The 14,119-nt window shown below is 45.7% G+C and carries 7 protein-coding genes; 2 read left to right on the forward strand and 5 right to left on the reverse strand.

The features are described from left to right. Positions 1 to 44: 44 nt before the first annotated feature. Positions 45 to 2,210: a glycoside hydrolase family 3 protein gene (locus tag LT679_RS16435; RefSeq protein WP_232178760.1), complete on the reverse strand. Its 2,166-nt coding sequence runs from the start codon at positions 2,208 to 2,210 to the stop codon at positions 45 to 47. A 232-nt stretch (positions 2,211 to 2,442) separates the two neighbouring features. On the opposite strand from LT679_RS16435, the gene LT679_RS16440 reads away from it, so the two are divergent. Beyond that, positions 2,443 to 4,755 carry a family 20 glycosylhydrolase gene (locus LT679_RS16440; protein WP_232178761.1) on the forward strand — a complete coding sequence of 771 codons (2,313 nt, stop codon included), beginning with the start codon at positions 2,443 to 2,445 and terminating at the stop codon, positions 4,753 to 4,755. A 10-nt stretch (positions 4,756 to 4,765) separates the two neighbouring features. Next, entirely contained in the window at positions 4,766 to 6,871 is a 2,106-nt protein-coding gene (locus tag LT679_RS16445) for an alpha-L-fucosidase (RefSeq protein ID WP_232178762.1), read from the forward strand. A 1-nt stretch (position 6,872) separates the two neighbouring features. Here LT679_RS16445 and LT679_RS16450 read toward each other — a convergent pair whose 3' ends face one another. Genes LT679_RS16450 through LT679_RS16465 form a run of 4 tightly spaced genes read right to left on the reverse strand, consistent with a single transcriptional unit; the run spans position 6,873 to position 14,119 of the window. Further along, the gene (locus LT679_RS16450; RefSeq protein ID WP_232178763.1) at positions 6,873 to 7,706 is read right to left on the reverse strand and encodes a hypothetical protein; all 834 of its coding nucleotides are present in this window, start codon (positions 7,704 to 7,706) and stop codon (positions 6,873 to 6,875) included. Positions 7,707 to 7,719: 13 nt separating this feature from the next. Further along, a complete protein-coding gene (locus tag LT679_RS16455; RefSeq protein ID WP_232178764.1) occupies positions 7,720 to 9,972 on the reverse strand; it encodes a GH92 family glycosyl hydrolase in 2,253 nt (750 codons plus the stop codon). A gap of 48 nt (positions 9,973 to 10,020) precedes the next feature. Next, on the reverse strand, positions 10,021 to 12,690 hold the full coding sequence (locus LT679_RS16460; protein ID WP_232178765.1) for a glycoside hydrolase family 2 protein: 2,670 nt from the start codon (positions 12,688 to 12,690) through the stop codon (positions 10,021 to 10,023). 28 nt (positions 12,691 to 12,718) lie between these two features. Further along, positions 12,719 to 14,119 carry an alpha-L-fucosidase gene (locus tag LT679_RS16465; protein WP_232178766.1) on the reverse strand — a complete coding sequence of 467 codons (1,401 nt, stop codon included), beginning with the start codon at positions 14,117 to 14,119 and terminating at the stop codon, positions 12,719 to 12,721.

The raw sequence follows: 14,119 nt of genomic DNA on the forward strand, positions 1-14,119 counted from the left end.
AAGGGAATATCGGTTGATATTCCCTTTGTTATTTTATGATGTTACTACCTAATAGTGAACGTTGCTGTTAATCTTTCATCAGCCGAATTGTTGCCGATGTTCAGCGTGTAAGTACCGGGGTACAACTTCCATTTGTTAGCTTTCAAATCCCACTTTTGCAAATCGTTAACCGGAATTTTTATAGTTGCTGTTTGCTGTCCGCCTTTAGCAACGGTTACACGCTTAAAGCCTTTCAGCTCTTTCAATGGCATACGCTCTCCTTGCGGATATTTGAGGTAGGCTTGCACCACTTCATCGCCATCCATCGCGCCGGTATTGATTACGTTCACCGATACTGTAACAGAATCCTTAGCGCTATAACTTTTTTGCGGTTGATTGTTCCAATCAAACTTGAATGACGTATAGCTCATGCCGAATCCAAACGGATATTGCACCGGGCCGGTGAAGTAGCGATAGGTACGGCCCTTCATATTATAGTTATCGTAAGCAGGTAGATCGTTAACCGACTTGTAGAAGGTTAACGGTAAATGGCCTGATGGTGAATATTTACCGAACAGGATATCTGCCAACGCATTACCACCCTGCTCACCCGGATACCAGGCCAGTATAATAGCATCGGCATAAGGGGCAATCTCAGCAATATCAACATCACTGCCCGATGTAACCACGGCAATTATAGGCTTGGTCACTTTTTTACGCAGTTCCCTTAAAAACGCGATGTTATCCGCCGGGATGCTTAAAGTTTTTTTATCGCCACCACTTTCAGAAAGAAAGGCGTCACCGGCCTCACCCTCTAAAACCGGGGTTAAACCTACTACGGCAACGGTAACGTCGGCATTACCGGCAGCCCATATCCCGCCAAAATGGGTGGTATCTTTATTACCTGAGCCTAAATCATATTCCACACGCGTAGCCGGGCCAACGGCTGCTGTAATGCCCTCAACAAAGTTTACCATGCGGCTGCTTACACCATGATAGTTGGCTACCAGCGCATCTAAATTGGCCGCGCTCGAACCTACCACCATGATGCTGGAGTAATCTTGCTTGTTTAAGGGCAAAATGTTTTTATCATTCTTAAGCAAAACCATGCTTTGCAAAGCGGCCTTGCGGGCTAATGCTACGTGGTAATCGTTGTGTACGCTGTCTGCACCATAACCTGCATAAGGTGAACTTTTGGCGTCATCATAAAAACCAAGTTTGAATTGCGTACGCAAAATCTGCGAAAGCGATTCGTTTACTTCTTTCTCAGTAATCAGTTTTTTGTTAATCGCATTTACAATATCACTCTGGAAAATGCTTGAGCAATCGAGGTTAGTACCTGCCTTTATAGCTGCCGCCGCAACCGATACTTTGTCGGGCAATACCTTGTGCGTTAAATAAATATCGTCCAGTGCACCGCAATCAGTAACTACGTGGCCCTTAAAGCCCCATTCGCCGCGCAAAATCTGGGTTATCAATTTCTTATTGGTTGATGTAGGTACGCCGTTAACCCGGTTATAGGCTGTCATAACCGATTCAACGCCTGCATCAACCAGTTTATGGAAGGCATATAAGTAAGTTTCGCGCAGATCTTTTTCATCTACCTTGGCATCAAAGTAATCGCGTTGCGCCTCGGGGCCGCTGTGTACGGCAAAGTGTTTAGCAGTTGCCGCGGTTTTAAGGTGTGACGGATCATTACCTTGCATACCTTTAATATAGGCGCTGCCGATGGTACCGGTCAAAAACGGATCCTCTCCATAGGTTTCCTGTCCGCGGCCCCAGCGTGGGTCGCGAAATATGTTAATATTGGGCGACCAAAAGGTTAAACCCATATACATTAAACGCCTGTTTTGTGCGGTCGAAAGGTTGTACTTAGCTCTTGCCTCGGTGGATATGGCACCTGCAATTTCGTTCACCAAATCATCATTAAATGTTGCGGCCATAGCAATAGCCTGCGGAAATACCGTAGCCTCGCCTGCCCTTGCCACACCATGCAAGCTTTCGTTCCACCAATTGTATGCAGGTATGCCCAAACGCTTAACTTCTGCACTTCGGTACCCCATTAAAGATGCCTTTTCGGGCAAGGTTAATTCTGAGATCAGCGCATTAACCCTGGCGTTAACTGGCAACTTTTCATCCCTGAATTTAGGTTTGTTTTGCGCTTTACTTATGAAACTACAGGTACACGCCGCAGCTAATAAAATGTACTTAATGTTTGGCTTAATTATCATAATTTGAAAATACTGCAATCGGTTGCATTGAGAATTACAAGATTATTAATAAATTTCGAAAATCAAATACATTTTAAAATTTTCATAAAAGTTTTTGCGTTTTTATAAATATTTTAATTTGTTTTAACTAGTGTTTTGCTAATTTGGCGATTGCGTACCGATCAGCATAGTAAGATCGATGTAAGTAAGTTTAAAGAGCTCGTCTAAATAACCGATAATCAAATAATCTGAAATGATGATAAATAAACCGTCAAAATTTATTGTTACCCTCTGTATCGCGATGCTGGGCATAATGGCGAGTAGATCAACCCTTAATGCTCAAACAACCGAACCGCAAGTTAACCTTATACCTTACCCGCAATCGGTGGTTAAGGGTAATGGCGTATTTAAAATCAATAGCCAAACTAAGATTACTTTGCCTGCCGGTAAAAAATATTTAGGCGAAGCGCAAATGCTTAATGCTCTAATAACAAATAGTAATGGCAAGCCACTGGCTTACGGCCCTGCGTCGTCAAACGTTATACAACTGGTTACAGATAAAAGCATTACCGCTGATGAAGGTTACAAACTGAACATTACGCCTGCAAAGGTAGTGCTATCTGCCAAAACTGCATCAGGTATATTCAGAGGTATTGAAACCATCCGCCAGTTGTTACCGGCAGGTATTGAACAGGCGAATAGTAAAACATCACTTACTTTGCCTGCTGTTCAAATTACCGATCAGCCTGCATATGCCTGGCGCGGCATGCACCTGGATGTTTCACGCCACTTCTTTTCAATCGAGTATCTTAAAAAATATATCGACCGGCTGGCTTTGTACAAATTTAACAAACTGCATTTGCACTTAACAGACGACCAGGGCTGGCGCATCGAGATAAAGAAATACCCTAAGCTCACCGAATTTGGCGCATGGCGCACCTTTAATAACCAAGATTCGGCTTGTATCGAAAAATCAAAGGATAACCCTGATTTCGCTATCGACCCGAAACACATCATCAAACGTGATGGCAAGACGCTTTATGGAGGTTTTTACACCCAGGCGCAAATGAGGGATGTAATAGCCTACGCCATGAAAAGGCATATTGACATCATTCCGGAAATTGATATGCCGGGCCACATGATGGCGGCTATCAACAACTATCCATTCCTGTCGTGCACAGGCGGCAGCAAATGGGGCGAACTTTTTACTACCCCGATATGCCCATGTAATGAAAGCACTTATGAATTTGCCGAGAACGTTTACAAAGAGATATTCGCGCTGTTCCCGAGCAAGTATATTCATATTGGCGGCGACGAGGTTGACCGTACAAGCTGGGGCGAATCTGAAGCTTGTAAAGCCATGATGGCAAAAGAAGGGCTTAAAACATCAGCTGAGCTGCAAAGCTACTTCATTAACCGGATGGAGAAATTCTTTAATAAGAATGGCAAAAAGCTGATCGGTTGGGACGAGATACTGGAAGATGGCATCAGCTCGACCGCTGTGGTGATGTATTGGCGTAGCTGGGTGCCTAACGCGCCAATAAAGGCGGCCAAGAATGGCAATAAGGTGATCATGACGCCGGGAAACCCTTTGTATTTTGATAATGACCCGGATCAGAACTCGGTTTACAATGTTTATCACTTTAACCCGATACCCGAAAAACTGAACAAGCAGGAAGCCGCCAACGTGATCGGGGCGCAGGCCAACCTGTGGAGCGAACGCATCCCGACAGAAAACCGTGCGGATTATATGGTGTTCCCACGCATGACGGCACTTGCGGAAGTTTTATGGACAAACAAAAAGGACTACAAAAGCTATCAGCAACGCTTGCTGAAACAGTATCCGCGCTTTGATGCATTGAAGATCCACTACCGCTTACCTGATTTTACGGAGCTGGTTGAGAGCAATGTATTTACCGATGAAGCCACGCTTAATATAAGCAAACCACTACCGGGCTTAAAAATATTTTATACTACCGACGGTTCTTTGCCAACACAGCAGTCGAAGGAGTTCACCGGCCCGTTAAAGATCACTGAATCAAAAAATATTCGTTTGGTGGCTTATACCGCGTCAGGTGTTCGCGGCGATCTGTATAACCTGAAATATGTAAAGCAACCACTTGCCGAGCCGGTTAATAAAACCGGTTTACAGGAAGGCTTGGCGGTACGTTACTTCCCGGCATTCTACAAAAAAACAACATTAATACCTGACACTGCTAAAAATCAAGCTTTAACCGTGAGTACGGCTACAGTGCCCAAAGAGGCCACCGCACCGAGTTTTGGCCTGAAATACCGGGGCTACATTTACGTGCCAAGCGATGGCGTCTATACATTTTACTTAACCTGTGATGATGGCGGCGTATTAAAAATTGCTGACCGTTTAGTGGTTGACAACGAAGCCATGCACTCGGCCATTGAAAAAAGCGGACAGGTAGCTTTGAAAAAAGGTTTGCAACCGTTTGAGCTTAACTTTATAGAAGGTGGCGGCGGTTACTCGCTCAAACTACTTTATAGTAAAGACGGCTCGGCACCTGCCGAAATACCGGCATCCTGGTTAAAACATTAATCGACGTTAAATGAAAAAAATAGCCCTTGCCTCTCTCCTGTTGCAAAGCGCCTTGGCTTTTGCACAGCCTGCACCTAAGCCTTATGGTGTAACGCCATCTGCAGCGCAGCTTAACTGGCATAAGCTGGAGATGTATTGCATCATACACTACGGCGTTGATACTTATACCGATAAGGAATGGGGTTTTGGCGATGAAGACCCGAAACTGATTGACCCGGCAAAATTTGATGCCGTGCAGATAGTTCAGGCGGCTAAGGATGGCGGCTTTAAGGGCATAGTTATGGTAGCCAAACACCATGACGGACTATGCCTGTGGCCAACCAAAACTACCGACCATAACATCAGCAAAGCCAAATGGAAAAATGGCAAGGGCGATATGGTTAAGGAATACCAATTGGCCTGCGAAAAACTGGGTATGCAGTTAGGCTTATATTGTTCGCCTTGGGACAGGAACAATGCCTTTTACGGCAAACCTGAATACCTGAAAATATACCAGCAGCAACTGCGCGAATTATACAGCAATTACGGCAAGCTGTTCATCTCCTGGCATGATGGCGCCAATGGCGGCGACGGCTACTACGGCGGAGCCAACGAGACACGCAAAATAGATCGCACCACTTATTACGATTGGGCAAACACCTGGGCCATTACCCGTAAAATGCAGCCCGGTGCAACCATATTTGGCGATGTTGGTCCGGATGTGCGTTGGGTAGGTAATGAGGAAGGCCACGCGGGCGAAACAAGCTGGGCAACCTATACGCCTAAAGCATCGCAATCCGGCAAACAACCGGCTAATGGCGAGGTACTGTATGAGTTAGGCATTGAAGGCACGCGCAACGGCAAGTACTGGATGCCTGCGGAGTGCGATGTACCTTTTCGACCGGGGTGGTTTTATCATGCCAGTCAGGACGGAATGGCTAAATCGCCTTATACCCTGCTCGATCTGTATTACAAAAGCGTTGGCCGTGGCGCGGCGCTGGATCTTGGTTTATCACCAAATCGTGATGGTGTGATAGATGCCGATGATGTGGCCAAGCTGAAAGCCTTTGGTGAATTATTGAAGCAAACCTTTACTACTAATCTGGCTAAGGATGCCGAAATCACAGCCAGTAATGTACGTGGTAAGAACAGCAAGCTATATGGCACTAAATTCCTGACGGATACTGACCCTTTCTCGTACTGGGCAACGGATGATAAGATTAACACCCCAACGCTTACCCTGAGCTTTAAAAAGCCGGTTAGCTTTAACGTGATCCAACTGCGTGAGAATATTAAATTAGGGCAGCGTATTGAGGAAGTAGCTGTGGATGCTTATCAAAACGGAAAGTGGAAACAGGTAGCTACCGCAACAAGCATCGGTTCAAAACGACTAATACGTTTACCGCAAAATATTACGGCAAGCAAGGTGAGGCTGCGTATTGTAAAATCGCCGGTTAGCATTGCATTGAGCGATTTCGGCTTGTATAAAGAGCCTGTACACGTTACTGCTCCCGCCATCAGCAAAAGCCGCAGCGGCGAGGTTACCATCAGTACCGATGCGCCTGTATCAAACATTTACTACACGCTGGATGGCAGCACACCATCCAAGGTATCAACCCCATATAGCAAACCATTTGTATTGACCGATGGTGGCATCGTTAAGGCTATTGCCGTGGATGGCGATGTAACCAGCGAGGCCGCTAACGTAAAATTCGGCCTGAATAAAGAGAATTGGGAATTGCTGAACACCGCTAATAACGGTGCTGCGCAAGCTATTGACGAGAACTATCGTTCGGTTTGGATCACCTTGCAAAAGGATACTTCGGCAGCATTTAAACCAACTGAACTGGCTGTAGATATGGCCGGTGAGCAAACCATCAGCACATTCACTTACCTACCTCGTCAGGATAAGAAAACTGAAGGCATTGTTGACCGCTATACTTTTTACGTAAGTGATAATGGTACTGATTGGAAGGAAGCCGCAAAAGGTGAATTCTCAAACATCAAAGCTAACCCTGTTGAGCAGGAGATCAAACTGAATGCACCAATAAAAGCAAGGTATTTTAAATTCCGGGCCGATCACGTGATCAGCGGGAATGGTGTAGCGATTGCCGAGATCGGCGTTCGCTCAAAATAGATCAGGATGTGATCACACTTTTTTGTGCGCCGTGTACAGTTTTGGTATGCGGCGCGCAAATAAACCATAAGGCTAATAAAACGCCGTAACTCCCTCCCCTCTCTATCCACTCAAAAGCGGCGTATTGCGGGTACAAAAGTTCGGTTGCTACTTTCCAGATAAAAAACACCAGTAGCAAAGTACGGTTCGGTTTAACCAAAATAAACACGGCCGCGGCAATTTCGACAATGCCGTTCACCAAAGCTACATTTTCAGCCTGACGAAAACCCAGGGAATTGTATTGACCCATCAATCCCTTTTTGTGGAGCAAGTTTAACCAGCCATGTCCTGTAAGCAGTAAAAACGCCGCTATACGTAAAGCCAGCTGTACCAATTTAAGGCGATCAACCGATACAGATGCAGACTGCTTCATCTTGGTAAATAAAGATTTAAAAGACGGCTCAAATCCACACAAGAGCAATAAAGCTAAAGGCGCGCCATAGTTCCCGGCACGTTCAATCATCTCGGCAAAGGGCTCTCCTGATAATGGGCGCATGGATGCGGTAATTAAACCCCAGATAACCAGCCATAGCGTAACCGCACGTGTTGGATAGATCAGGATGCTGATACCCATTAAAATATCAACCATACCAACCACAGGCATTAGTTTGTAGGCCATCGCCTTGCCTATCCCGGCAACGGCAAAATAATTGCACCAGATGGGTTTGGTTATAATGCCAAATGCGCCGTGGCCAATAAAACACATGGCTACGGCGCATTGCAGTATAACATATACCGGCTTTACAGCATCAGTATTTAAAGCAGGTTTAAATATGGTTGCCTTCAGCGGCATCATTACATCAATCAGTTTACTTCATGGAATACGGGCGATCCGCCGCTTTTGTACCCCATTTAAGGTTGGGTTTGTTACCCATTACAAAAACCAGCTCGCCGCCCTTCATTAATTCGGTATGGCTAATATAAGCTTTTGTGTATGGTTTTCCATTTAAAGTAACGCTCTGTATGTATTTATTTTCATCGCTGTTATTACGTGCGGTAAGTTTGAACTTTTTGCCCTCCGGCAAGTTGATCACCGCCTCGTTAAACAGCGGACTACCAAACACATAATTACCGTTAGCCGGGTTAACCGGGTAAAAGCCCAATGATGATAGTACGTACCAAGCCGACATCTGGCCAACATCTTCATTACCGATGATGCCATCAGGTTTGGTAGTGTAAAACTCCTTCATAATGTAGCGTACCTTTTCAGCCGTTTTCCATGGCTTACCGGCGTAGGCGTACAGGTAAGTAATGTGGTGGCTCGGCTCATTACCATGCGCATACTGGCCTATTAAACCTGAAATGTCATCTGACGCCTTATCGCCCATATCACCTTCGGCAACAAAAAAAGTATCCAGCTTGGCCGCGAATTTTTTATCGCCACCTAACAGTTTAATCAGCCCTTCCACATCCTGCGGCACCAGCCATTGGTATTGCCATGCGTTACCCTCGGTATAATCGCCACGCTCGTGTATAGAACGGAACGGATCGAAAGGCTCCTTAAACTTGCCATCAGCCAGTTTAGCACGGAAGAAACCTGTTTTGCTATCGAAATAGTTTTTGTAGTAATTACCGCGTTTAGTGAAGTATTCGTAATCGGCAGTGTTGCCCATTTTTTTGGCCATCTGCGCGGCGCTCCAATCAGCTAAAGCATATTCCAAGCCCATTGATACCGACTCGGCAGTGCTATCAGCAGGTACATAACCTAATGATTTTACGAACTTGATACCACGCTCATCGCCCATGGCGGTAGCTTTTACAGCTTCCCAGGCCAGCTTTTCATCAAAGCCCTTGTAGCCTTTCAGGTAAGCATCAACCACAACAGGTATAGCGCTGTAACCCACCATGCAATTGGTTTCATTAGCCATCAGGTGCCATACAGGCAGTTTGCCTTGTTGCTTGTAAATGGCCAGCATGGTATTGATCATATCGCTCACTCGCTCAGGATGAAGCAGCGTGTACATCGGGTCGGCAGCACGGTAGGTATCCCACAACGAGAAGGTAGTCAGATTATTGAAACCTTCGTTTTTGTGTACTTTTTTATCAGTTCCCCAATAATCACCGTTAACATCATTAAAGGTTGATGGCGCTATCATGGTGTGGTACATGGCCGTATAGAAAACCTTTTTCTTATCCTCATCGGGCGTGGTAATGGCAACTTTGTTCAGCGCCTTATCCCAGGCGGCTTGTGCTTTGGTTACAGTGCCTGCAAAATCCCACCCCGGTAATTCAGTTTTCATGTTAAGCGCCGCGTTCTCTACACTTACCGGCGAGATACCCACTTTAACATAAACCTTTTCACCATCCTTAGTAGCAAAGGTAACTACACCTTTAGCCTTAACAGCCTCGATAGAGGTACCGGTTTTAACCGTGGTGCTATCATAAACGGTTAAGGTTTTAACAGGTTTCGAAAGGATCATGGTGAAATAGATACGCTGATCAACTGCCCAGCCCTCCGAGTAACGGTAGCCGGTAATGGTGGTGTCGTTCACCAGGGTAAGCGATGTTTTCATCGGCCTGTCCCAACCTATGCCCTGCTGCAAGTCGATCACGATGTGCGATTGATCGTTTTTAGGGAAAGTATACTCATGGAAACCAACCCGTGGCGTGGTAGTTAATTTAACGCCAATATTATATCGATTTAGCTTTACAGCATAAAAACCGGCGTTAGCGGTTTCTGACGAGCGGTTGAATGTTGATATAAATCCTGATTCCTGATCCTTAATACTGCCTTTGGCCACCTTGATGGGCCCTGTTGTAGGCATCAGGGCAATGTCACCTAGATCGCCGATACCGGTACCACTCAGGCGGGTGTGGCTAAAGCCAACAATGGTGGTATCGCTAATATGATAGCCAGAACACCAATCCCAACCCTCAGATACGTTTACCGGACCTAATTGTACCGCGCCAAAAGGCACGTTCGCCCCCATAAACACGTGACCATGAAAACCCGTACCAATATACGGATCAACATATTTTGAAAGGCCCGTTGGTTTGCCCTGCCCGAATGCCCCTCCGCACAATGCCGCCAGTGCTAACAGCGAGAAAATACTTTTTTTCATTTGTTATGTTTTGTAGACTATTGAATAGCCCGCCAATTTAACTCTAATTTAATTAACGGCGATGCTTGTTTCCTTCAAGTTCCAACCGCTAACGGTTACAGCCGGTGTGGCGGTATGCAGTTTTGGGTCGTAATTAATAGTTACAGTTTTGCTGGTGCCTGGCAATACCGATATATAGTTATCATTATAAAAAACCGGCAACATACGCTCTTTAGTATTGCTGTTTACTAATGATACACGGTTAAAGAATGCCAGCGGCGCGTTAGCCGGGTTGGTTAATGTTACCTCGACCTTGCCATTAGCTACCTTTTTAGCGGTAGCGGTTACTTTTGAGGCAGCCATGCTTTTTAAACCGGAGTATTCACCTTTAGCATCAGCCACCCAATAAATATTTTCGCTGACTATTTTTTGTGTATGATCCTGCAGTTGCAACACCAGGAATGCGCCTTTATCTTTTGCTACCTCATCCAATTGTTTTTTAACTGAAAGATACCGTTTGGTGGTAGTCGGCGTGACATCAGCGAATACTTGCGTAATCGGCGTTTCCTTACCTTCCAGATCAAGTATTTTAGCAACGATCATCAGGTTAGTATGCGTTTTAAAGGTATTATTGGCTACCATTACCATACCATCGCCAGGGTTGTACATAATGTGCAGCGGTTGGCTGCCATTAGTCAAGCCATACAAGCAAGCGTTCGGGTCGAGGTAATAATCATACATCTGGCCGCGCATAGCAGTCCACGGGTTTTGTGTTTTCCAGATGATGACACCGGTATACCAATCCCACATGTGCGAACTAAAGCCTTCCATTAAAGCACGGTACTGATCGTAATTCACTAATTGCGCTTTGTTGGCAAAATCCTCGGCATCTTTAACTTTGCCGTACTTATCTATAAAACCATCGTACCCGATATATTTATGATAATCCCAAACCGAATCAACTTTTGATTTACCGGTCGAGGCATCAAATTCCGGCGCGACCATGTTCTCTTTAGGGATGAATCTTTTTAAGGACGTATAATCGCTTACCCCTACCGAGCCAACCTCGGAGTTAAAAGGGAATGTTTTAAAATCCCAGAAAACAGATAATGGTTGGATGCCGTAAGGGCCATCGCCGTTACCACCCAATACGTTGCGCGACATGAGCTCTGAATTAGAGTACGACACGAACCAGCGAGTCGGATCAAGTTTAGGAAAAACGGTATCCTGCAAAGCAGCCAGAATATCCTGTGGAGGCGTGATCTCGTTACCGCCACACCATAGGGCCAGCGACGGATAGTTACGTACCATCTTTACCTGGTCAGACACCGAACGCATGTACAGGTCATGGTCATCAGGGTATTTACGGCGGGTCCACTGATCCTCGGCCTTCATCGGATCAACCCAACGACCGTTACAATCACCTGATCCCCAGAGATCCTGGAATACCAGCAAGCCATATTTATCGCAAGCCTTGTAAAACTCCGGGCGCTCCACGATAGCGCCACCCCAAATGCGGATCAGGTTCAGGTTCATATCGTGGTGATAGCGAACCTCGGCATCGTAACGCATATCTGAGAAGCGCAGCATCGCGTCGGATATGATCCAGTTACCACCTTTGATAAATATTTTTTGACCGTTAACATTCACCTGGCGGCTTTCAGTCTTTTCGTTCCAGTTGGTGGTGATCTGCCTTACGCCTACCTCAATATCTTCTTTTGATGATACCTTGTTATCGGCAGTTAAAAACTCAACCCGCAGATTGTATAGGTTTTGCTCACCATAACCATTTGGCCACCATAGTTTTGGATTTTTAAGCACGTAATCATCCAACTGAACATCAAGTGACGATGACGGCTTAAGGGTGATCTTTTTTGAAACCGTACCGTCTGCAATGGTATAACGCAGTGTACCTGTTACCGCCTGGGCCGTTGGGTTTTGCACCGTAGCAGCCACTTTTATAATAGCCGGAGCCTGCGGGCCTTCCGGCTGGCGCACGCCCGGAACTAAAGTAATTACATGTGGACTGATTACCGCTACAGCACCTGTTTTTTCAATGATCACCTTATCCCAAATACCGGTATTGCGGTCGCGCATGGGTTGTATCCAGTCCCAACCGGCGGTGTATTGCAGGCCTACACCTTTGGCAATGGTACCGTCGCCACCCTGGCCGCCGTTAGGATTGCCCACTACATCAGGCGGGTGAACTATGATAGCCAAACGGTTGCTGCCATTTTTGGCCAGCCATTTGGTTATGTTGTAGCGCTGACGCAGAAACATGCCTTTATGCAGCCTGGCATTCAGTTTATGCCCATTCAGATAAATATCTGAACTGTAATTAACACCGCGCAGGTTTAAATAAACCTGGTTATTGCCTTGTGGGGCAGCTTCTTTAAAATCTTTTACAAACCAGTAGGTATAGTAATCGCGGCCAACCTTGTAAATGTCAGGTATGCGCTGGTTATTCATGCCGTAAAACGGATCGGGCACCTGCTTGTTATTGAGTTGGGTAGTTAATACGGTTCCCGGTACGGTAGCCTTCTCCCAGCCCGACGTTGCAAATGATGCTTGCGACATTTTTACGCCATCAGCCTGTACGGTTGATGCTTTTTTGCATAACCAACCCTCATTTAACTCATACGTGGTTTGTGCCTTTGCGGCAGGCAGGCTAAGGGCCATGAGTAAACCCGAACCTAAACTAATCTGTGCTTTTAAAATACTTTTCCTGTTGATCTTCAAAACAATAAATAATTTTTATAAGTTTTTATTAGTAGATGATTTTGAACCCAGCGGCCTCTTTTAAACCGGCTTTTTGATATAGCGCTTTGTAATTGCTCACCACTACACCATCGGCACCGGCTTTCCATTTAACCTTTTGTTTGCTGCCCATTAACGTTACTTGCTTAGGCTTGCCCATACCCTCAATGTTTATGGTTATGTTATCACCTTGTTCACCTTCGGGTAAAACGTAAGCGTAGGCTATTTTTTGATCTTTTGATTTGGTATAGAATACATTGCCATTTGAATACGGCGCTACGGCGCGTGAGTTATAAATACCTTCACCATTGATCTTGATCCATTCGCCAATCGATTTCAGTCGATCGTAAGCGACAGGATCCCAATCGCCATCAGGGCCCGGACCAATATTCATCAGCAGATTCCCACCGCGCGACACAATTTTAACCAAAAGGTCGATAACATCATGTGCTGATTTGTATTTATCGCCCGGTACATAACTCCATGAGTTACCCATGGTTATACAGCTCTCCCACGGATAGCTTAACGGTTTTTCGGGCACTTCCTGCTCAGGCGTGGTATAATTTTCATATTGCCCGGCAACGGTACGGTCAACCACCATCAGTCCCGGCTGATGCTGCCTTGCCATAGCGGCTATCTTAGGCATATCAATATCCTGGTTAAACTTGATGCCGCGCTGCCAGTCAACAGCGGTATCAATGGTTTCCTTCGGCCTAACCCAGCCGCCATCAAGCCATAAAATATCCACCTTGCCGTAGCCCGTCATTAACTCCTCTATCTGATTGTAGGTAAACTTTTTAAATGCATCCCAGCGTTCCGGATATTTAGCCGGGTCATAGTTCACATTACGATCCTTTGGCGGAAAATATGGCCACCAGTAATCCTTTGAGTGCCAGTCGGGCTTGGAAAAATACGCGCCTATCATGAAGTTTTGCTTCCTGAAAGCGTTGAATATTTCCTTAGTAACGTTTGCCCTTGGGTTTGTTGAGAAAGGCGTTTTCTTATCCGTGATCTTATAATCTGTCTGCTTGGTATCAAACATACTAAAGCCGTCATGATGTTTAGTAGTAAATACTACGTATTTCATGCCGGCTTCGTTAGCTGCCTTTACCCATTTTTCAGGATTGAACTTTACCGGGTTAAAGGTGGTTTGTAAATTTTCGTAGGCCTTCAGGTAATTATTGTAGGTATCTGAGTACGGGCCTTTTCTTTGCGTCCAACCTTCATCCTCGGGGCAAATGCTCCAGCTTTCCACCACGCCCCACTGGCTATAAGTACCCCAGTGCATAAACAAGCCGAACTTAAGGTCCTGCCATTGCGCCAGTTTAGCCACCACCAACGGATCAGTTGGTTTTTCATACTTTTTAGACAGGTTGTGTGCCTGACCCAAAACGCCTGTGCTGTACAGCAT

This window comes from Mucilaginibacter roseus (assembly GCF_021215455.1).
Classification (GTDB): Bacteria; Bacteroidota; Bacteroidia; order Sphingobacteriales; family Sphingobacteriaceae; genus Mucilaginibacter; species Mucilaginibacter roseus.